The sequence below is a fragment of the Shewanella sp. 4t3-1-2LB genome (assembly GCF_017368415.1).
Lineage (GTDB): Bacteria > Pseudomonadota > Gammaproteobacteria > Enterobacterales > Shewanellaceae > Shewanella > Shewanella fodinae.
This window is the reverse complement of record NZ_JAFNJD010000019.1, coordinates 1-21,061: the sequence shown is the minus strand read 5'-3', so window position 1 is coordinate 21,061 and position 21,061 is coordinate 1. Positions and strand designations below refer to the sequence as shown.

Annotated in this window: 19 protein-coding genes; 4 read left to right on the top strand and 15 right to left on the bottom strand. The window is 49.4% G+C overall.

Annotation, left to right across the window (positions count from 1 at the left end):
• The 9 genes from J3L11_RS08735 to J3L11_RS08695 form a co-directional block, all read right to left on the bottom strand.
• Complete coding sequence (locus J3L11_RS08735) at positions 1-630, bottom strand: formate dehydrogenase subunit gamma (protein WP_207570771.1); 630 nt, start codon at positions 628-630, stop codon at positions 1-3.
• Entirely contained in the window at positions 627-1,532 is a 906-nt protein-coding gene (gene fdxH / locus J3L11_RS08730) for a formate dehydrogenase subunit beta (protein ID WP_133039358.1), read from the bottom strand. Before fdxH ends, J3L11_RS08735 begins: the two co-directional genes overlap by 4 nt.
• A gap of 2 nt (positions 1,533-1,534) precedes the next feature.
• Positions 1,535-4,552, bottom strand: a complete 3,018-nt coding sequence (fdnG, locus tag J3L11_RS08725; protein WP_207570770.1) for a formate dehydrogenase-N subunit alpha — start codon at positions 4,550-4,552, stop codon at positions 1,535-1,537.
• A gap of 632 nt (positions 4,553-5,184) precedes the next feature.
• Positions 5,185-7,488, bottom strand: a complete 2,304-nt coding sequence (locus tag J3L11_RS08720) for a S9 family peptidase (RefSeq protein WP_207570769.1) — start codon at positions 7,486-7,488, stop codon at positions 5,185-5,187.
• Positions 7,489-7,613: 125 nt separating this feature from the next.
• Entirely contained in the window at positions 7,614-9,119 is a 1,506-nt protein-coding gene (locus J3L11_RS08715; RefSeq protein WP_207570768.1) for a DHA2 family efflux MFS transporter permease subunit, read from the bottom strand.
• 3 nt (positions 9,120-9,122) lie between these two features.
• Positions 9,123-10,340, bottom strand: coding sequence for an efflux RND transporter periplasmic adaptor subunit (locus J3L11_RS08710; protein ID WP_207570767.1), 1,218 nt, complete (start codon positions 10,338-10,340; stop codon positions 9,123-9,125).
• A 31-nt stretch (positions 10,341-10,371) separates the two neighbouring features.
• Complete coding sequence (locus J3L11_RS08705; RefSeq protein WP_207570766.1) at positions 10,372-10,839, bottom strand: MarR family transcriptional regulator; 468 nt, start codon at positions 10,837-10,839, stop codon at positions 10,372-10,374.
• 408 nt (positions 10,840-11,247) lie between these two features.
• Positions 11,248-11,979, bottom strand: a complete 732-nt coding sequence (locus tag J3L11_RS08700; RefSeq protein ID WP_207570765.1) for a DUF4197 domain-containing protein — start codon at positions 11,977-11,979, stop codon at positions 11,248-11,250.
• A gap of 1,008 nt (positions 11,980-12,987) precedes the next feature.
• Positions 12,988-13,332, bottom strand: coding sequence for a hypothetical protein (locus J3L11_RS08695; protein ID WP_207570764.1), 345 nt, complete (start codon positions 13,330-13,332; stop codon positions 12,988-12,990).
• A 360-nt stretch (positions 13,333-13,692) separates the two neighbouring features.
• Between J3L11_RS08695 and yegD the strand changes: the two genes are divergently transcribed.
• On the top strand, positions 13,693-15,045 hold the full coding sequence (yegD, locus tag J3L11_RS08690; RefSeq protein ID WP_133040177.1) for a molecular chaperone: 1,353 nt from the start codon (positions 13,693-13,695) through the stop codon (positions 15,043-15,045).
• A 45-nt stretch (positions 15,046-15,090) separates the two neighbouring features.
• On the opposite strand, the gene J3L11_RS08685 is transcribed toward yegD, so the two are convergent.
• Positions 15,091-15,801 (bottom strand): NAD(P)H-dependent oxidoreductase, encoded by a 711-nt coding sequence (locus J3L11_RS08685; protein ID WP_207570763.1) that lies wholly within the window; start codon positions 15,799-15,801, stop codon positions 15,091-15,093.
• Positions 15,802-15,957: 156 nt separating this feature from the next.
• Between J3L11_RS08685 and J3L11_RS08680 the strand changes: the two genes are divergently transcribed.
• Positions 15,958-16,863: a LysR family transcriptional regulator gene (locus J3L11_RS08680; RefSeq protein ID WP_133040176.1), complete on the top strand. Its 906-nt coding sequence runs from the start codon at positions 15,958-15,960 to the stop codon at positions 16,861-16,863.
• Here the strand turns inward: J3L11_RS08680 and J3L11_RS08675 are convergent.
• Positions 16,853-17,551, bottom strand: coding sequence for a 2'-5' RNA ligase family protein (locus J3L11_RS08675; protein ID WP_207570762.1), 699 nt, complete (start codon positions 17,549-17,551; stop codon positions 16,853-16,855). The genes J3L11_RS08680 and J3L11_RS08675 overlap by 11 nt on opposite strands.
• Here J3L11_RS08675 and J3L11_RS08670 point away from each other — a divergent pair.
• Entirely contained in the window at positions 17,550-17,750 is a 201-nt protein-coding gene (locus J3L11_RS08670) for a hypothetical protein (RefSeq protein ID WP_207570761.1), read from the top strand. The two genes, J3L11_RS08675 and J3L11_RS08670, sit on opposite strands and share 2 nt — an antisense overlap.
• Positions 17,751-17,881: 131 nt before the next feature.
• Here J3L11_RS08670 and J3L11_RS08665 read toward each other — a convergent pair whose 3' ends face one another.
• On the bottom strand, positions 17,882-18,640 hold the full coding sequence (locus tag J3L11_RS08665) for an SDR family oxidoreductase (RefSeq protein ID WP_242695164.1): 759 nt from the start codon (positions 18,638-18,640) through the stop codon (positions 17,882-17,884).
• Between the two features lie 111 nt (positions 18,641-18,751).
• On the opposite strand from J3L11_RS08665, the gene J3L11_RS08660 reads away from it, so the two are divergent.
• Complete coding sequence (locus J3L11_RS08660) at positions 18,752-19,366, top strand: TetR/AcrR family transcriptional regulator (RefSeq protein WP_207570760.1); 615 nt, start codon at positions 18,752-18,754, stop codon at positions 19,364-19,366.
• Between the two features lie 476 nt (positions 19,367-19,842).
• Here the strand turns inward: J3L11_RS08660 and J3L11_RS08655 are convergent, their stop codons facing one another.
• From J3L11_RS08655 to J3L11_RS19645, 3 genes are all read right to left on the bottom strand, one after another.
• Entirely contained in the window at positions 19,843-20,412 is a 570-nt protein-coding gene (locus tag J3L11_RS08655; protein WP_133040172.1) for a DJ-1/PfpI family protein, read from the bottom strand.
• Between the two features lie 140 nt (positions 20,413-20,552).
• Positions 20,553-20,948, bottom strand: a complete 396-nt coding sequence (locus tag J3L11_RS08650; RefSeq protein ID WP_207570759.1) for a hypothetical protein — start codon at positions 20,946-20,948, stop codon at positions 20,553-20,555.
• The coding region (locus J3L11_RS19645) for an IS3 family transposase (RefSeq protein ID WP_347566507.1) at positions 20,948-21,061 on the bottom strand (114 nt) is incomplete at its 5' end. The genes J3L11_RS08650 and J3L11_RS19645, both read right to left, overlap by 1 nt.

Below are 21,061 nucleotides of genomic sequence, written 5' to 3'. Positions count from 1 at the left end.
CTACTTCTCCTCTTCTTTAAAATCGTCCAGCATCGCCGGGTGATGCTTACGGGCCCAGGCTTTGGAAACCTTGCCGTACAACATGCCGGTGATGGAACCTTCGATCCAGGTCGCCATCCAGAAGTGCACCACGATAGCAATCAGCATCAGAATGGCGCAGGCAGCATGGATAAGCGTTGCCCAGTTAACAGTGGAGGCCTCAAACATAGGTGCAAAATACGGCTGCCACATGATCACGCCGGTTACGATAAAGGCGATCACAAAGATGACGAAAGAACGGAATAGCATCTTCTGTCCAGGGTTGTAATGCCCCACTGGCGGAATGTTTTCCTCTTTCTGCAGCAATACCCACACCACGGCTTTCATCCAAGGCCAGTCATACTTATCCCACTTGTTGTGGTGGTAATAACGAATGAGCATCAGCCCCAGCAACAGGCACATGGCGATCCCGAAAAACGGGTGCATCACCTTTGCCAGCTGTGGTGTACCCACAATTCCACCAAGCCACTGAAACGACGGATAGAAGAAGGAGAACCCGGTAAAAAAGGTCACGAGGCCAACCACGACAATGGTCCAGTGACATAACCGGTCAAACAGCTTATGACGCACAATCATCTCTTGCTTGCTCATTTACTGTCCTCCTCTTTCTCGGCCGCAGCATCAATGTAGCCGGGTTGATCTTCTTCGACGATGTTGCGGCCCACCGTGATGCGGTGCATCAGGGCAAAGGCGGCGGTCGCGATAAGACCTGCAGTTCCTAATGGCTTGAGCCAATCCTGGCGGATCTCAGTGGCCATTGGCACTTGAGGATCTTTCGGCATGTAGTAGCTTTCAGGATCATTGATGTCATGGAAGATCATCATCATCGCAGTGCCACCCACCCCTTCAGGGTTGTACAAACCGGCGTTTTTATAGCCGCGGGCCTTCAGCTCTTCGACCCGTTTTTCCGCATAGAACAACATGTCTTCGCGGGTACCGTAGCGCAGCGCACCCGTGGTACAGGTCTTAACGCAAGAAGGCTCCAGCCCTACCGCCGTGCGGTCAGAACACAAGGTACATTTGTAGGCTTTGTTGTCCTTAGCACTGATCTTAGGGATGTCGAACGGGCAAGCACTGGCACAGTAACCACAGCCGATGCATTTGTCCGAATCAAAATCCACCGTGCCATTGGCGCGCTGAATAATCGCGCCAGCGGTAGAGCAAGCTTTCAGACAGGCCGGATCGGCACAATGCATACACGCAGAGTGGGTAAACTGCCAACGTAATTTGCCAGCATCCTCAATCTCGTTGTACTTCATCAGGGTCCAGCATTCGGGCGACAATGACGGTGGGTTCTGGTATGAGCCACTGAACTCACCGACTTCCTCACGCAGATCGTTCCATTCTGAACAGGCAACCTGGCAGGCTTTACAGCCATTACACTTAGTTGCATCGAACAGTTTGGCAACCTTCTTCACGCCACCAACACGTGCCTGTGAAGCTGGCGTAATGTCGGTGGTGCCAGAACGGCGAATGATATCTTGTTCGGCCATAATCAGATGCCCTCCGCCTTTTCTACGTTAACCAGGAACGCCTTGTACTCAGGTACACCGGTATTAGCGTCACCCATTTCGGTGGTCAACACGTTACAGGTGTAAGCCTTCTTGATCAGTGCATTGTGGCTGCCATGACGCGGGATCCCCAAGGTATGCACTACCTGACCGTTTACTTGCAACGGCCGCAAACGTTTGGTCACCAGGGCTTTGGTGATGATATGCCCACGTTTGGAGCTGACCTTCACCCAGTCGCCATTCTTGATGCCTTTCTCGGCAGCCAACACTTCGTTCATTTCCACAAAGGTTTCCGGCATGGAAATCGCAGCCAGTCGGCAGTGAGTGGTCCAGAAGTTGAAGTGTTCGGTGAGCGAGTAAGTGGTACAGGCATACGGGAACTCATCTTTAGTCCCAAGAGTTTCCCTTACCCCTTCAAGCCAGCGTAATACCGGACTGTGCACCACTTTAGGATGCAACGGGTTAGTACCAATGGGTGATTCTACCGGCTCATAATGTTCCGGGAACGGTCCTTCTTTAAGCAGCTTCAGGGCGAACAGACGACCCACACCTTCAGGCTGCATAATGAATGGACTGGCCGTTTCTTGCGGCGTCAGCTTCATGTTGAAGTCGCCCACGTCGATCCCGTGCCACTTACCGTCTTTCCATTCAACGATAGTACGTTCTGGATCCCATGGTTTGCCGTTGATGTCACAAGACGCACGGTTGTATAGCACGCGACGGTTCATCGGCCATGAGAAGGTCCATCCCGGCGTGATCCCTTTCCCTGACGGGTCATGGTTATCACGGCGAGCCATGTTGTTACCTTCTTCGGTCCAGGAACCGGCATACAGCCAGCAACCACAAGCGGTACTACCATCGGCTTTCAGTTCACCGAAACCGCTGACCTGGCGGCGGGTAGCAACGTCATAACCGTTCAGCTCTTTGGTGAGTTCTTCTGAACTCGGGTTGTGCTCAATGGCATAATGCCAGTTCACCGCAGCCACAGGTTCTGGCAGCACACCACCTTCGTCACGATAGAGATTTTTTAGTTCTAGCATGATGCCTGACACAATCTCTGAGTCGGCCATCGCTTCACCAGGTGCATTAGCGCCCTTCCAGTGCCACTGCATCCAGCGACCGGAGTTAACGATAGAGCCTTCTTCTTCAGCAAAACAGGTCGTCGGTAAGCGGAACACTTCGGTTTGGATCTCAGCAGTGTTCACTTCATTAAAGCCCGGCTCATTTTGCCAGAAAGTGGCAGTTTCAGAAGACAGGTTATCCAGCACCACCAGATATTTCAGCTGGCTCAGTGCTTTCAGTGTCTTATTGCGGTTTGGCATGGAGTTAATGGCGTTAACCCCTTGCACCAGCAGTCCATTCACCTGACCGCGATACATCATGTCGATGTGTTTGCCGAAGTCATACATCTGATCCCATTTTGGCAACCAGTCGTAGCCAAAATCGTTTTCAGCGGTGGCGGCATCGCCCCAGAATGATTTCAGCAGTGACACGAAGAACTTGGGATAGTTTTGCCAGTAGTTAGTCTGGCCGGGACGCAATGGTTTTGGCGTATGGGCGGTTAAATGCGCCGCAAGTGTTGCTTCTTTATCACTTGGCAGCTTCAGATAACCCGGCAGGCTTTGCGCCAGCAACCCCATATCGGTAGAACCCTGCACGTTAGCATGGCCACGCAGCGCGTTGACCCCACCACCCAGTTGACCAATGTTACCCAGCAACAGCTGCACCATCGCCATGGTACGGATGTTTTGCGCACCTTTACTGTGGTGGGTCCAGCCCAGCGCATACATAAAGGTAGCAACCCGGTTTTTGGTATGGGTACTGCCGATCATTTCGCAGACGGTCTGGTAGTCATCTATCGGGGTTCCGGTAACGTTACTTACCGTCTTGAAGTCATAACGTTCTACATGCTGTTTTAGCAGGTTCCAGACGCAACGAGGATGTTGCAGGGTGTCATCGACTTTCGCATAGCCCTGTTCATCCAGTTCGTAATACCAGGATTCAGTATTGTAAGCGCCTTTTTCTTCATCAAAGCCGCTGAACAGACCATCATGGAAATCGAAGTCCTCGCGGATGATATAACTGGCGTTGGTATACGCTTTCACGTAGTCGTAGTTAACCTGCTTGGTATCGATCAGATAACGGATAACCCCCAGCAGGAACGCGATGTCCGTACCGGAACGAATGGGTGCATAGTGATCGGCCAATGCGGCACTACGGTTAAAACGGGGATCGACCACGATTAACTTGGCGTTATTGTGTTGCATTGCTTCAGTCACCCAGCCGAAACCGACAGGATGTGCTTCTGCAGCATTACCGCCCATAATCACGATCACATTGGAATTCTTGATATCGATCCAGTGGTTGGTCATGGCACCACGCCCAAATGTTGGAGCAAGACTTGCTACCGTTGGGGAGTGTCAGTTACGCGCAATAGTATCGATAGCGACCATGCCAAGAGCACGGGCGAACTTCTGGGTCGCAATACCACTTTCATTCGACATACCAGATGAGGTCATCATCCCGGTAGTCAGCCAACGGTTGACGGTGACGCCAGCCGTGTTTTTCTGCAGCAAATTAGCATCACGATCCTGTTTCATCAGGCGGGCGATACGTTTGAACGCCTCATCCCAGCTGAGTCGCTGCCACTTGTTGCTACCTGGAGCACGATATTCTGGATATTGCAGGCGGTGTGGGCTGTTAACATAGTCCACCAGACCCGCACCTTTCGGGCACAATGCACCCCGACTTACAGGATGGTCTGAATCCCCTTCGATATGGAAAATCGCATGTTCTGAGTTTTTGCCGCCGCTGTTTTGACTGTACATCAACAGGCCACAACCCACTGAGCAATAAGGGCAATTATTGCGGGTTTCTTTGGCTCTGAGCAGCTTGAATTCTCGCACTGCGGCATAGGCCTTGTCGGACATCAACCCCAGCGCAGAAATCGCTGAAGTTGCCGCCCCGGCAGCACACAGTTTGAAAAACTGTCGTCTGTTCATAAGTAATCTCACACTTGTTTGTTATGAGTACGATTGGCAGTCCACAGACCGCCGATTCGGACACTGGCAAATAACACCACTATCCGTGCTTCAATTATCCGCAAAAGGAAAATAGATAACAAATAACGACAAGTGATATTGATCACATATGATTTTTGAAAGGATACAATGCTTAAATACAACATTTAAAAGAATATAATAAAATATAAATAAATTATTTTAGTGTTTAATTCTATTTTTTAACATATTATCAATTGGTCATTTTGTCTTAGCTATATTGGTAAATATGTCGCATATTGGATATTTATCAATATTAAATGTGATATGTATCACTAAAAAATTAACTTCCGTCACTCTTCACAACTGCTCACCAGTGGTTACTGCTAGATAAAAACCACCCGTGGGACATTTTTACCCTGGCTGACAACGATCTTTTAATGATTGTGCTGCGGGTAGTGACAGCCAAGATTGGTAATCGACTGCATACAACACACAATGGCAGCAACGGCGGCCAATGCTGCACTATTTGTATACAGTGCGACTCACATAGAAACGGAACGTAGACTATTCAGGTAGTGCTCCAACCCACAAGCCGCACCATCTGGCATGGCTTGTGGGTATCGGTGCACCGACTATTTAGCTGGCGTTAGCAGATACTTCTCGAAAAACAGCGTCTTCAGTGTCTGCAGATGCAGCGTTGTACCCTCACCTTCTTTAAGTGCGTGGGTACGGTTGGGATAAGACATAAACTCAAACTGTTTGTTGTATTTCACCAGTTCGTTAATTAGCTCTTCAGTGCCCTGATAATGCACATTATCATCACCGGTACCATGCACCAGCAGTAACTTGCCCGTGAGGTTTTTAGCAAAAGTGATAGGCGAGCTCTGAGTGTAACTCTCTGGATCGGTTTTCGGATTGCCGGAGTAACGCTCCTGATAAATGGAGTCATACAGACGGATATCCGCCACTGGCGCAAATGCGGCACCGACCTTGAACTTGTCACCGTGACGGAACAACAGGTTCAAGGTTGAACTGCCACCACCGGAATGCCCCCAGACACCGACGCGCTCAGTATCAATTTGTGGCCAGCGTTTAGCCATGGCATCTAGTGCATCCACTTGGTCACGCACCGTGATAATGCCGATTTTCTTGTAGATGGATTTACGCCAATCGCAACCTTTAGGCGCACGGGTGCCGCGGTTATCCACTGACACCATGATAAAACCGTGCTGCGCCATCATGCTCGACCACAGGTAGTTGTCACCGCCCCAAACATCTTGCACCGTGGAGCCCCAAGGTTCGCCGTAGACGTAAAAAATAATCGGATACTTTTTAGAGTTATCCATATGTGGCGGAAACATCACCCAGCCATCCAGCGCTACACCGTCACGAGCCTGCACCTGGAAGAACTGCTGTTGCGGTAGATCCAGTTTAGCGAGTTTAGCCTTTAGCTCTGCATTATCGGTCAGCGCTTTAATGGCTTTATGACCATCGACTTTGATGATTTCGCTGGAAGGCGGCACATCAAAGCGGCTGTGAGTGTGCATCGCCAAACTGCCATCTTTGGAAATGTAGTAATGGTTATTGCCGCTAAATTGTTCTGGAGTAATGCGGGTCACTTTGCCACTGCCATCGAGACTGGCCTTAAACAAATAACGCGCCTCAGGATGATCGGGCGATGCGGTGAAATAGAGACTGTTGGTAGCTTCATTCAAGGTTAGCAGTTCAACCACATCGTAGTTACCCGGCGTTAAATCCACCACGCTTTTACCATCGCGGGAAACCCGATACAGGTGGCGCCAACCGTCACGTTCGCTGTGCCAAATAAAATGACTACCGTCTTTTTCCCATTCGGCCTGATAGAACCACTCCAGGAAGGCGTCATCATGCTCGGTCATAATGGTGTGCAATTGCTGCTTTTGCCAATCAAACAAGCGCAATACGTTGGTGCTTTGTGGCCGATTCACATCTTGGATCAATACCGCTTCACTGGTGCCAGCCCAGCTAATACGCGGCACATAACGATCACGATTATCACCGAGCAACGGTGCCCAACGGGTCTTTTTGTCCTTAATATTGACCACACCAATGCGCACGGCAGAATTCTGCTCGCCCGCTTTGGGATAGGGGAATTGGGTGATGGTTGGATAGAGCCCGGCGGTGTTATTGATCATGGTGAATAACTTCACGCCGCTGCTATCGAGCTGCCAGTAAGCAATATTCTGGCTGTCAGGACTCCAGAGAAAACCATCCTTGATAGTGAATTCCTCTTCATAAACCCAGTCAAAATGCCCGTTGATTAAGGTATCGCTGCCATCAGTAGTCAGTTGGGTGACCTTACTGCTGCCCAGCGACTCCATATAGATATTGTTTTCTTTGACGTAGGCGACTCGTTTGCTATCAGGCGAGAATTTAGCAAACATCAACACCTTGGCATCGGGCTGCTTGCCACCCAATTGGTACAGCTTGTTATTCTTCAGATTCAAGACCCAGAAATCCCCCCGGGTACGACTGCGCCACACCTTCTGTCCGTTGGTAAAGACTAACAGCCATTGGCCATCGTCAGACCACTGATAATCTTCAATGGTGAGCGCCTCTTTGGCGCCGATGGGAGTTAGTTGCTCCAGCGATACCAGCACTTTACGGCCGCTACCATCGGCCTGATAAAATACGATATCGCTGCCTTTGACGCCGTGTTCATCATCAGCCTTGGGCTTGGCGTTGGCTTGCTTGTCACGGGGTGACAGTACGGTATAACCGCTGCCATCATCCAGCCAGCGGAAATAAGGTGCGCGTTGTGGCTTGAATTCTTTATCCTGAAAAATCCGTTTTAGAGTGAGCTGAGCGCTGGCATCAGTTGGTGCCCCCGCAGAGACACAACCACCCAAGCCGAATAACAGCGAAGTGACATATAGCAGAGTTTTGTAGATGTTCATGAGTTTTGTTATTGAATTTATTATTGAAAGAATCAGCTATTCATTAACATAAATCACATATTTTATACAATAATCTTAACCGCTAAACTTCGTTAACAGATGTGTACCGTCCTTGGCACGCCGATTTAATGGCTATGGAAGAATGGGGGTTTGGCAAACCAGATAATCACGATCAAACCGATAAACATCCAGCCCAACAGCGTGAAATAGTCGATAGTGGACATCATCACCGCCTGCTGTTGCAGCATTCGTTCAATCTGCGCCAGATTGCTCTGGGTCACGCCCCCCATCTGTTGCAGATAATGCATGGCCTTGTCATTTAACAGACTGATGTTTTCATTGAGCTGCGCCCGGTGAAAAATTTCACGGCGATCCCACAACCAGATACTCAGTGACGAGGCAAAACTGCCACCCAGTACCCGCAAAAAGGTTGCCAAGCCAGAGCCATCAGCAATCTCATGGTGTTCCAGATTTGACAATAAAATGGTGGTCAGAGGCATAAAGAACAGCACCACGCCCAGGCCCATAAACAATTGCACCAAAGCTACCGAGGCAAAATCCACTTGCAGGTTAAACCCGGCACGCATAAAACTGGACGCCCCCATCACCATAAAGGAACCGGTCACCAGCAACCGCAGATCAAACTTATGGGAATACTTACCCATCAGGGACGATGTCAGCAGCGGAATAACGCCCATTGGTGCCGCCGCGAGCCCAGCCCAGATGGCGGTGTAACCCATATTGATCTGTAACCATTGTGGCAGAATAAGTGCGATCGCAAAAAACGCCGCATAACCAAACACCAAAGCGATAGTGCCAGCGGTAAAGTTTCGATCGCGAAACAGCGACAGATTAACAATGGGATGATCACTGGTAAGCTCCCAGATAACAAAGGCCACCAATGACACCAGCGATACCAACCCCAACGACACAATAAAACTGGAAGAGAACCAGTCGAGGTCGTTGCCTTTATCTAGCATGATCTGCAGTGCGCCCACCCCAATAACCAGCAATGACAAACCACCAAAATCGATGGGGTTGCGCACGGTATCTTCTTGGCGACCACGCAGTTGCATAAAGACCACCAGCGCGGCAAAAATCCCAATGGGCACATTGATGTAAAAGATCCAGCGCCAGGAGTAATTGTCGGTGATCCAGCCACCGGTTATCGGCCCAACAATCGGCGCCACCACCGTCACCATGCCTATCAGCGCTAATGCCAGGCCGCGCTTATCACGGGGGAAAATCGCCATCATCAGCGTTTGCGACATGGGGAATAACGGCCCTGAGAAGAAACCTTGTAGCGCCCGGAACAGGATCAGTTCATTCATCGACTGCGCCATACCACAAAGAAATGAGGTGATCGCAAACATGATCACCGCCCCCAGGAACAGCTTAGTTTCACCAATCGTACGCGACACCCAGCCAGTCAGTGGCAACGCGATGGCATTACATACCGCAAAGGAAGTAATGACCCAGGTGCTTTGATCAGACGAAACCCCAAGGTTACCGGCAATGGTGGGCAATGCCACGTTAGCAATCGTAGTATCCAGCACCTGCATAAAGGTCGCCAGCGACAGCCCCAGTGTTGCTAACACCAGATTCTGCGGCCGGAACTGATAGTTGCTCATCCGTTAGAGACCCTTGCTGTCAGCGACCACAACATCACTAGGCTTGATGCCATTATCTTGTAGAATCTGCTCAACCAGTTTGTGTGCCTGCTGCAACTGATCGTCGTATATATCAGTGCTGAAACGTGGTTTGGTTACCGGCGTCTGTGCCAGCAATGGGCCTTTTTCATCTTTAAGATGCACAGTTACCTGCGTGGACAGCCCAATGCGTAACGGATGCTGCTGCAACTGCTGGGGATTATCAAACACCACACGCACCGGCAGACGTCGCACGATTTTTATCCAGTTTCCGGTCGCATTTTGTTCTGGCAATAGCGCGAAAGCGCTGCCAGTGCCGATCCCTAAACTGGCGATATGTCCTTGAAAATGCACATCATCACCGTAAAGATCTGCCACAATGTCCACGGGCTGTCCAATGCGCATAGCCGCCATCTGGCTTTCCTTAAAGTTGGCGTCAATCCACACCTGCTGCAGCGGCACCACCACCATCAGGGCAGTTCCAGCCGACAGTTGTTGCCCCACCTGCACAGCGCGTTTAGCAATATAACCTGACTCAGGCGCCTTAATCTGGGCATATTGCAGATTGAGATAGGCATTCTGCAGTTGGGCAATCGCACTCTTGATTGCCGGATGATTGGCGATGCTGACGCCTTCGGTAAGGGCCAATTTGGCATTTAGCGCCTGTTTTACCGCGGTGAGTTGATTCTCGGCAGCTTTCAGGCTGTCCTGATAATGGGTCACTTCTTCATCGGAGATCAGATTGCGTTTTGCCAGTTTTACCCGCCGCTGATAATCCGCCATTGCCTGGCGGTAATTAACCTCTTGTACCTGTACCTGAGCCTGGTAGTTGTCGACATCGTTATACAAACCACGGGTCTGGCGCACCACATTGGCCAAGTTTGCTTCGGCGCTATCCAATGCAATCCGGGCATCACTGGGATCAAGCGTCACCAGCGTCTGGCCTTTCTCGACATAGTCACCTTCATCGGCAAATACCTGGGTCACCGTTCCGGGAACTTTCGGCGCAATAGTGATGAGATTTCCCTGCACATAGGCGTCATCGGTGTCTTCATAGAATCGGCCGTATTCCTGCTGGTAAACGTAGGCTCCGATGCCTGTTCCAGCCACAACCAGCAGCAATCCCAGCAGATATTTTTTACGCTTACTGGATTTTGCTGGGACTGACACTGCGGGCTGTTTATCTGTTGCTTGCTCAACCATAAATGTCTCGCTTGATATTCATTGAAAAGGGTTATTCCGGTTGCTGCTCTAGCACACCACCGGCACAAAGAATTTTGCGCAGCAATAGTTCCAGCTGTGCGATATCCTGGTCATCCAGTCCCTGGGTGAATTCATTCAGCATTTCCGCGATTATTTCCGGCATCTGCTGACAAAATGCGTGACCGCTTTCGGTGAGTTGCAGCGCGATACGGCGTCGATCCTTACTGTCTCGCACCCGCTGTAACAGTTGTTTCTGTTCCAGTCGATCTAGCATGCGAGTCGTAGCACCGCCGTCAATCGATAAGCGCTGGCTCAACACACTGCAGCTCTCAACATGATCGCGATGGATCATCATCAGCACTTTGAACTGCTGCGCCGTGATATCCAGTGGTAACAAGTGTCGAGTCAGTACCCGGTCTTTATATTGGTTCACCAAATGCAACAAGTGCCCCAACGAAAAAGGATTTTGTTCAATTTTGCTTGCGGTAAAATATGCCATGTCAATATTTGCCTAGGCAATTAAATAAAAGTGAATATACGCCTCCAATGCAGCTGGCGCAATAGCAATAACTCTGCACAACTCTGCAGCTGAGGAATTTGGGGTCTTCGGTTCTCGGCATTGGTTTGGGCAGCAAATCCTCACCTGCTACCTGAAAAATAAATACTAGGTCGAAATTTTTTCAAAAACGGCAGTAGCCTTTACCGTGGCCGTTGCAGTATTCGGTTTAGACTTTGGGTAAGTGTTTGCGGGTGTCATCCGCTCGGAGCTAGAACGACTAAAGTTGATCACGCCGCTGCATATCGCGCAGCTGATGAAGGCAATAAACTATCTGTGGCCTCACGATGGTCTGAGGGACAACTACGATAATGCGGATAAGCTATTATCCTCTAAAAAGGTGAGAAATCATTACAACTTGGGCTGTTGTAATTCTTGGCGAATACTCAGTTCCTCCTTCGCTATTTTACGGAACATCCCGCCCATTGCTTGTTCGGCGACATACTGCGTAAGCTGTTCTTGGGCGACATTCTCAGGGTTATCTTGCAACTGCTGCGCGGTCGCCAACGACTGTTGCACATCGTTCGCCTTTGCAGCAATGTTGTCCGCCTTACTTTTAGCCTCCAGCAACTTTCCATAGAGCTCAACCGCACCGTTAGCATTGAGTTCCTTTGTAATTACGGGCAATAATGCGGTTTGCACCATTTCGCCAGCATGTTGCTTCAAATATTGACTAGCCCCCTGGTTACCCGCGTTGAGAACACCAACTAAGGTAGGCTCATCCATGTTGGTGATGATATTTTTTAGCAACGGCCCTGCCACAGGGATCGCATGCTCAGCCGCTTGATTCATCAATGTTTGTAATAGGTTAGCTTCAGGATTTTGCTTAAGTTCACTGGCGACACCCGCAATAATACCGATAGGTGGTGGTAGCAAAATGCGCACTAACGGGTCATTGAGGTACCCCCCGCTTTTTGCCAATTCATCCACCACGGCATCAATTCCAACCATTAGCCGTTCAGCAAATTTATCCGCCAACATTTGTTGAAATTTTTGCTGCACGCTACTTTCTAGATCCGCCACCATTGAGGAGCAAGCACAGACAACAAGCGATAAAAACGTTACTGCAATTTTACGAAACATAGAATTTCCATGACGCTAAAATATTAATAATCACCGCCATAGGGTTGCAGCGGCGTTGCGTGAATTAATTTTTGATAAACGTTTACAACTGAAATGTTCCAAAACGTCCGGTCATAGGAGAAGCTGCTCAGGTGCTCTCAACACACTTGCGCCAAATGTTTCTAAGAGGCAGATAATTAGGGAGAGTTGACGAGCGTAAGAATGGATAAATAACACGTTGGGATTGCTTTGAGATGTTGCCACAGACTACACGATGAGTATCGCGCATCATGATATATTCCTACGACAGCTGCGGTTAGAGTTGAAGCATAAATAAAGACAATTTATGCAGTTCGATAATCTACAACTCCGTACCATTAACCTCAAGCAGAAACGATTCGTCCTGAAATAAATTTAAGGTCGTCCTTTAACTACAGCTGCTTATTCGGTTTAACGGGTAGTGTTTAGGATTCAGATAAATTAGCTAAAAAGATGTGTCCATGAGCCATAAACGCTGTCACTTCGTGTGCTAGGAGGTATACACGCAGGGGACTTCGCTATTGTGCCCTACGTACCGGCCCCATTATTGAATAGTAGTTTAACTAAGGGATATCTATGAAGTGCCCTTACCGTGAAGAAAATATTGGTTTTTCGCTAATAAATTTAATATGTTAAGTTAAAAACATCGCTGTCCATATTGCAACAAACGGATAGAAATGAAACCAAGTTGGAAGCTAATACTTCTTCTGGTTCCAACCTTCATCATATTGCACTTTTTCATCTTTAAGCCAATTGTCATCGCTATGGGATTTAGTGGCCACGGGATAGCTGGGATTTCAGGTGTTATTTCTGTGATCCTATCGTTTAGGCTTTTTAGTGATGAGCCAGCGGAATAGCTACACAACCATCCGCTGTAATCGCCTGCAGGTTCGCTGGGACATTAATCCATAGAAATGTTAATCTGAAATTCATGAGTTAGAGCTAGAGTTCTAACTCATTTTTTGTCCACAAACTATTTAACGTCCTTTGCTAACACTTGTTGCTCACCAAATTAATGCCCAACGACAGCAATATTTTTTCAATCACCATCGCTAATACACTCAACACAGCAATAAAGCTGTAAAGACCCGCATCAGTCGCGGTCCAATGACCAATAAATGAATTAGGCGCAAAGTAGCGTGCGGCAGATGCCAGCAGCAAGCTCACCACAAATACAACACCAAAAAACAGCCCATGTTTGGTAATAACGCTGGTAACAAACTCATTGGACGACGTTTTACTTAACTTCCGTCCCAACATCAATCCTGGGACTAGCAATACAACACCCAGTACCAAAGTCACCGCACCTACAGCCCAAAATGCTTCCCAATCCATGTAGACAACTCCATTTTTTCATTGCTTGTCAGCTAACTATTTAGCTCCACAGCTTATAGGGTATTGACGCTAAAGGCTTAGTCATACCGCATGTGTGTTGCGATTTAGATGTAGCAGTATGTCGCCCGCAGGCTCTCAGAGGAAGTATCGCAGTAAAAAATTCGTAGAATTGAGCGGTAAAGATTCAGAGATAGCAAAAATCATTTTTCTAGGAAAATACTCACCCAAGCTTTGGTAGTTTTATGGCACAGTCGCCAATAGTAGGCGGATAAACACTAAGATGCTGTTAACGGCATTGGCATTCATGGATGATTTGCGTTAGTTTATGCGGCTTTCTTGGCGGCAACACGGGAATAACTGATGTTTATCGGGTTTGATTACGGCACCTCCAACTGCTCGGTGGCACGTATGCTGGACGGAGAGCCGCAGTTACTGCCGCTGGAAAATACCAGTCACTATCTGCCATCCACATTAGCAGCGCCGACCCGTGAATCGGTTTCCGAGTACCTGTTCCGTCATTATCAGATCCAGCCGCTAGACGCTGTTGGTCAACAGTTGCTGCGCCGCTCCGTGGCCGCCAACCGTGAAGAAGGCATTGACCTGCAAGCAGAGGACCTGCTGTTTGGTCAAGCGGCCTTAGCGCTGTATCTGGCGCATCCGCAAGATTTGTATTACGTCAAATCGCCCAAGTCATTTCTCGGCGCTATGGGCCTGCATGAGGTGCAGCTAAGCTTTTTTGAAGATCTAGTGTGCGCCATGATGGCCAATATCAAGCGGCGCGCCGAGCAGGTCACCCAGCAGACCATCGACGATGCCGTTATAGGTCGTCCGATTAATTTTCAAGGCAGCGGCGGTGAAGAGTCTAACCGCCAAGCGGAAAACATTTTGCGCCGAGCAGCCAACCGCGCCGGTTTCCGCCAGGTTGAATTTCAGTTTGAACCGGTCGCCGCCGGGCTGGAATATGAAGCCGGACTGACACAGGAACAAATCGTGTTAGTGGTGGACATTGGTGGGGGAACCACGGACTGTTCATTGCTAAGGATGGGCCCCAACTGGCGCAAGAAAAAGGATCGCAGTGGCAGTTTATTGGCCCATAGCGGCCAACGCGTGGGCGGTAACGACTTAGATATTCATTTGGCGTTTCGGCAACTGATGCCGTATTTCGGCTTGGGCAGCTTGCTGGACTCCGGGCTGGAAATGCCAATGAAACAGCTGTGGAATCCGGTGGCGATTAACGATCTATCAGCCCAAAACGATTTTTATGCGCAGCGCAATCTGGCAGAACTCAAACTACTGCACAAAGAAGCACGAGAACCGCAAAAACTGGCACGTTTGTTACAGGTGTATCACGACACCCTTGGTTACAGCCTAGTGCGCCGCGCTGAGGAAGCCAAAATCGCCTTGTCGCAACAGGCGGAATTTCACAGTACGCTGGCATTAGCAACTGAAGTGCTGCCACTCACCATCCGTTACGATGAGATGCTGCAAGCGCTGGATGGCCCCAAACAGCAAATCACAAAACTGGTACGCGAAGCGTTAACTCAAGGTGACAGTGTTCCAGATGTGATCTTTATGACTGGCGGATCCGCGCGCTCACCGCTATTACGGCAAGCGGTAGCAGAAGTATTACCGCAAGTGCCCTTGGTCAGCGGTAACGATTTTGGCTCAGTTACCGCCGGGCTGGCACGTTGGGCCGAGGTGTGTTTCGGCTAACCGCCAGCCAGACGCTACGCCTGTTGCAAGGTAAGGCGACAAGCCTTAGCTCTCCTGCACATGCACCGCAAAACCGCCCTGTTCAGGCAGAATATCATCGCGTAATGTCATAGCGGGGATCTGATAATCACCAAAGTTTTGCCGCCGGAATGGAATGGGCGTAGTGGTGGCTAAGGTATCCAACCGCTGGGCTAGCTGTTGGCAAGCCTCGGTAAATGCCGATGGCTGCATCTTCTGTACCCGATAAAGCACCAACGGTGGCAACACGCTAAAACCGGGATAAAACAAACAACCATGCTGAATTGGAAACAGCAGATCATCAATGGGGCCGTTGATACCACGGGCGCTGTAGTGTGAATCCCAACCGCCGGTGGTCACCAGCAACATGGCGCGCTTCCCGGTCATTACCCCTTCACCGTAACGGTCGCCCCAGCGGCTATCAGAAAACTCGCCCACGCCATAGGCAAAACCGTGTGCGTACACTCGATCAAACCACCCTTTCATGATAGCGGGCATCGAAAACCACCACAGCGGAAACTGGAAAATCACCGTATCGGCCCAGAGGAGTTTTTGCTGTTCCGCCTTGATATCTGCATTTTGGGTATCGTCTTTAAAAGCCACCGCTGAATCTAGCGAAGCATCAAAGCGACCGGGTTGCCGTGCGGGAAAGTCTCGGCTATCCAATGTTGCTTTCCAATTCATCGCATACAGATCGGACACCTGTACCTGATGCCCGACCTGTTGCAAATGTGACACGGCAAAATCTCACAAGGCACCGTTGAGTGACTGGGGTTCGGGGTGTGCGTAAACCAGTAAAATATTCATAACTGACCTCAATTGTTGGCTAAGGTCTACACAATAGGATTTAATCACGTATACGAATAATGAATTTCTAAAATTGCAGGTATTATCATGGTTAATATAAAGACACTGGATCTTAACCTGCTGCGGACGCTGGATGTATTACTGGCGGAACACAATGTCACACGCACGGCGCAGCGGCTACATCTGTCGCAACCAACGATTAGCGTGCAACTGTCAAAGCTACGGGAAATATTTCATGACCCGCTGTTACTGCCCGATGCCCGCGGCATGCGACCCACTGCACTGGCAGATCAGTTACGTCAACCGCTACGGCAAGCATTAGCTGAACTGGAGCAGGCGCTAGTGGCAGTGCAGCCGTTTATGCCACAAGAAGCCAACATCATCTGGCGCATCGCCGCCTTTGACTATGGTGAAACCACCATTTTGCGGCCAGCGTTGGCGCAACTACGGCAACTAGCACCCCATGCCAAAATTGCCGTATCACAGGTGATGCCCGCTGGATTACAGGCCCGCATGGAGCGGGGCGAGATAGATCTGGCCTTTCATGTTAGGAATACCGCGCCACCGACACTACGCAGTCGCCGATTATTCAGTGAACACTATCGGTTAGCGGCCCGCAAAGGCCATCCGGCGTTACAACAACCACTGACCCTTGAGCGCTTCTGTGCGTTGGAGCATGTCATTGTCTCACCTAGCGGGGGCGGTTTTGCCGGGGCCACTGATGCAGCGCTGACCGCCATCGGCCAGCAACGCAATGTGGTACTGTCGGTACCACATTTTCTGTTTATGGTGGAAGTGTTAAAAAGCAGCGACTTAGTAGCGATGCTGCCGAGCCGCTTGATCGACCCGCAGCAGATGGACAGTGCCGAAGCACCCGTTGCCGTTGTCCCATTCGAGATGATGATGCTGTGGCACGAGCGTTCGCATCGCGATCCTTCCCATCAATGGTTGCGCGAGTTATTTGCCTCCAGTGCAACGGGGACTAAGGCTTGAAAAAATATTCCGCGAGCACTTGCCGCTGTTGGCCCCACTCATCGGTAACGCCGATACCCAAGCCGATAATCTCACCATTAGCACGCGGTATTTGCTGCTGCATCAACTGCTGGAATTTTACCAGCTGCGGATTTTTCTCAGCCGCCAGCAGCGTCAGATGTGGCTCAAAATTCTGGAACACATTGGGGCTGCCATAACGCTCAAAAGCTGCCAATTTACCGGGATAGGCTTTCACCCATTCGGGCAATACAGGATGGGGATCACGCAACGGTTCCAGTGCTAGGGTCACTTTATCAGCAAGCCGCTGCAGTTCCCGACTGCGTTCCACATCAATAAATGCCCAGTTACCTTTGGTCACCGTAAAGCCTTTGGCAATTAAAGGTATTGGCTGGTACTGCTGACTCAGTTGCTGCACCGCCTGTTTGATGGCGGCGTCACTGTCATCAGGGAAAGTTGTCAGATATAGCGTGATATGCACCGGGCGCCCCTGCTGGTAAAAACTCTGCATGCCATAAGTGGCTAATTGCTTGCTGGTATCACTCACCAGTTGCACTATCGGTTTAGACGGAATCGCATATACATCCAGCGTCTGCGCCGCTTGCCCGGTGCCAGCGACCAGCCACAGTGCTAAGGTGAAGAGTCCATACCAGCCATTTTTAAAGATTTGGAAACGCAGTAATTTGTGCATGTTAAATCCATTCGATTTACACCTGATTAGCCGCGATTATAGCGAGTTATCCAATAAAGCGTGCATTACCAATGGCTGCCGTAAATTTTTATGCGGTAAAGGCATGGTCATAGACTACGCCGAAGACTTCCTAGCCGCGCCTATCTTGACGACCCTTAACACCTTACCGTTACACCACTGGCCACGCCGTTGCAATTAACGAGAGGTGCTCGCGGTACAGTATCAGCAACAACAAACGCTTAGGCCAAGCAAACAACCGTCAATACAGTCACAGTGAAATGAGCGATGCGTTGTCACCACCGTTAGCAATTGGCAGTGACAATCCCGTCATTACACCACCTCTAGGTTTGCCGCTTCTGCCCATGTAATGGCATCGGCACCAGCAGGTAACAACATTGGCGCGGTCGGCGTATTAACCATGTACCACACAGCCTTAGCAACATCTTCAGCATATGTGACAGGTTCAGTCGATTCTTGCCATCCAGAAAATACTTCTTGAGTTAACGCTAAGTATGGTTCTGGAAATTCCAGATTTTGCACACCGGCATTTTCGCCAAAACGTGTACTTGGAGCACGCCCAGGTAATACCGCCCCGACCCTAATGTTAAATTGTGCTAGCTCTAACGCGAGCGACTTTGTAAAGGCATTCACCGCCGCCTTGCTCGCCGTATAGATAGATAATAGTGGCAGCGATTTCAGCGTAACGCTGGATGTGATATTCACAATCATGCCGGATTTCTGTGCCCTAAATTGCGGCAATACCGCCTGAATCATTGCCATAGTGCCAAAGGTGTTGGTTTCAAAAATTTCGCGGATTTTTTGTAGTGGCGTTCCCTCCAATGCATTTAAGAAACCAATCCCGGCATTATTCACTAGCACATCAATTGCCCCGGCAGCAGCAACCGCTTTATGGATTGAGTCGATGTCAGTGACATCCAAAGGCAGGATGCGTAGCCTATCGGAATTGGGCAAAATACCATCGCAAGGGGTACGCATAGTCGCGATAACCTGCCAATCGTGCGCAAGGAAATACTTGGCAATTTCAAGGCCAAACCCTGAAGAACATCCGGTAATCATAACGGTTTTCATGTGGTAAACTCCTGCTGAAAAATGAATGTTTGGAAAGCATTTTTAGCAAAAACATAATTACGATACATTATAGTTTCGAAACCGACAAGTATCGAATTAGATGAGGCATGCATGACTTCCCCAGAAAAAGCCACGGCTACGGTAGGACGAAAACGCAATCACAAACTGGATGAGGCTATTCTTGAGTCCGCTATCGATATCCTCGCCGAAGCAGGTTTTGATGGCATGACCATGGATATGGTGTCCACTCAGGCAAAAGTAGGTAAAGCAACGGTCTACCGCCGCTGGTCTTCCAAAGCGGAGCTCGTACGTGATGCCATGGTTCACATGAGTCGAAATTCCCTTAATATCGAACATCTACCCGATACAGGAACACTTAGAAGCGACCTGATGGCGCTGCTCAAGCCGCATTCGCTAGAATATAGCGAGCGCAAACTGAAGGTACTTGCAGGGCTGGGGTCTTTCTACGCGGGTTACCAGAAAATAGCGGAAGATGCCATGCAGGGAATTTTCGAGCCATGGAGTGTACTTAACCGAACATTGATGCTACGGGCTCAAGAGAGAGGGGAAATTTCGCCTCAGGCAGATATTGATATGGCGTGTGAAATAATTGTCGCCATGGTGGCCTATCACAGTCGCATCGAGCACCGCGTTTTTAGCAAAGAAGACTATGGCACCTTACTGGACCATATTTTGTTGCCCGCACTCAAACACGCAGAAGGCTAATCGATAGCTGTGGCTTATGAGCACAGCTCATCAGTCGACACAGAAGACCGCTGCAACTATAGCGGTCTCAATGGCCTCAACTGGATACAGCAAACACCACTTTGGCAACACACTATCTAAGCGGTAAAGCAGGTAAAAGTTACAACCTGAATGAGAGCGATTGGCGGCAGCGGTGCGAGCAACCCTCGACGGCGTTAAGCGATATCAACTCGCGTCTCTAGACAGAGGCAAGGCTCCAACGGCGTAAACAAGTCATGCGGATAACCAAACCCGCGACTTTTATTGGCAATGAAGAGAGCAAGGTCAACCGCCGAAACTGATTTGCCAAAGATCACTCATTCAGGTTCTGTCTGGCCAGACAAGGCTTCTGGACAAGAAAGCTATGTGCCTATTGACAGAGGGAATCATATCAATGCTGCAAATGGAGCGCAGCGGAATTTGCATCCGAGTTAATTTACCTTGTTATATAGGGTTCCTTAACTCCCACACCAATATGGATAGTCCATTTGTTTCGAAATTCTAATTCGGGCGTCCACACCAGCCAATCGCTCAACAAGAAAGAGGCCTAAATCAATAGATGACGACACGCCCCTTCCAGTAACCACATCACCTTCGTCAACCACGCGCTGGTCAACTACAGTGTCGCAATAGGTCTCCAACTCACCAAACGCATTCGGGTGGGTTGTCGCACGCTTTCCGGCAAGAAACCCGGCTGAACCCAATAGGAGAGCCCCGGTGCAAACCGAAACCTTTAATTTCGCAGAACTGCCCGTTTTCAACCAGTCCGTAAAACCACGGTCAAATTGAAGGGAACGAGTTCCGAAACCACCGGGCACAAAGATAAGGTCATACCCAACCAATGTTTCCCCAACCTTGTCAGGAAAAAGCCGTAGCCCCTTATCGTCGGTTACCTCTTTTGTGAATGAACAAATATCCCACTCGAACTCGGGAAGAATGTTCATAGACTTCAAACGGGTTAGCGGATCATAGGCTCCGATCAGGTCCAATGTGGTCATCTGATCGAAAATGATGAATGCAACTTTCATAAAAGTCCTTACAATTCGTGAGTATCAGTAACTGGCCATATAACGCCGCAAACAGGCGACCATTTGGAGTGCAGCCAAAGGCGGAACGGAAAATGGGTCGCGCTGCTTGGCCTTGTTACAAGGCAAACCTTGGTAATTACTTATTTTAACCACGGAGGAACCTCAACATTATTTTGAGGCGATAATGTCACGTTTAACTTTTCATTTCCTGGAAATGATATTGCGGCGCCTGACTTGATACCGTACAGTCGGCCAGTTTCTTCTGCCCACGCTTCAAAAAAACTAATTCTCTCGCCATGACGGTCTGGAAAGCATAAACAGAATAAAGAGATCTGCCCCTCGACGACGAGAGTATCGCCTTCACTCCACCCAAATCCTTCCGCTAAGCCTCTCTCCCTGAGCCAATTAGCAAATTCTTTGCTAACACTCGCCCAAGTGTCTCCGTCTATTTTTTCAATGTATCGTGACTGAGCCATACTTAAGCCTTGTAACGTCTCAAGCAGAGGCGCCAGTTTCACTGGAGTCTGAATCGCCACTACTTCACTAGACGACTTTTAGCCTCATTAAAATACTGACGTTCATACTCTAACGGTGATAGTCCATCATTGGAACTATGCTGTCGTTTCGGGTTGTAAAACATCTCAATATA

Excerpts from the sequence above, each read along its gene's own strand:
- J3L11_RS08735 (WP_207570771.1), bottom strand. The coding sequence starts at position 630 with ATGAGCAAGCAAGAGATGATTGTGCGTCATAAGCTGTTTGACCGGTTA.
- fdxH (WP_133039358.1), bottom strand. The coding sequence starts at position 1,532 with ATGGCCGAACAAGATATCATTCGCCGTTCTGGCACCACCGACATTACG.
- J3L11_RS08720 (WP_207570769.1), bottom strand. The coding sequence starts at position 7,488 with ATGAACATCTACAAAACTCTGCTATATGTCACTTCGCTGTTATTCGGC.
- J3L11_RS08715 (WP_207570768.1), bottom strand. The coding sequence starts at position 9,119 with ATGAGCAACTATCAGTTCCGGCCGCAGAATCTGGTGTTAGCAACACTG.
- J3L11_RS08710 (WP_207570767.1), bottom strand. The coding sequence starts at position 10,340 with ATGGTTGAGCAAGCAACAGATAAACAGCCCGCAGTGTCAGTCCCAGCA.
- J3L11_RS08705 (WP_207570766.1), bottom strand. The coding sequence starts at position 10,839 with ATGGCATATTTTACCGCAAGCAAAATTGAACAAAATCCTTTTTCGTTG.
- J3L11_RS08700 (WP_207570765.1), bottom strand. The coding sequence starts at position 11,979 with ATGTTTCGTAAAATTGCAGTAACGTTTTTATCGCTTGTTGTCTGTGCT.
- J3L11_RS08695 (WP_207570764.1), bottom strand. The coding sequence starts at position 13,332 with ATGGATTGGGAAGCATTTTGGGCTGTAGGTGCGGTGACTTTGGTACTG.
- yegD (WP_133040177.1), top strand. The coding sequence starts at position 13,693 with ATGTTTATCGGGTTTGATTACGGCACCTCCAACTGCTCGGTGGCACGT.
- J3L11_RS08680 (WP_133040176.1), top strand. The coding sequence starts at position 15,958 with ATGGTTAATATAAAGACACTGGATCTTAACCTGCTGCGGACGCTGGAT.
- J3L11_RS08670 (WP_207570761.1), top strand. The coding sequence starts at position 17,550 with ATGTTAAATCCATTCGATTTACACCTGATTAGCCGCGATTATAGCGAG.
- J3L11_RS08675 (WP_207570762.1), bottom strand. The coding sequence starts at position 17,551 with ATGCACAAATTACTGCGTTTCCAAATCTTTAAAAATGGCTGGTATGGA.
- J3L11_RS08665 (WP_242695164.1), bottom strand. The coding sequence starts at position 18,640 with ATGAAAACCGTTATGATTACCGGATGTTCTTCAGGGTTTGGCCTTGAA.
- J3L11_RS08660 (WP_207570760.1), top strand. The coding sequence starts at position 18,752 with ATGACTTCCCCAGAAAAAGCCACGGCTACGGTAGGACGAAAACGCAAT.
- J3L11_RS08655 (WP_133040172.1), bottom strand. The coding sequence starts at position 20,412 with ATGAAAGTTGCATTCATCATTTTCGATCAGATGACCACATTGGACCTG.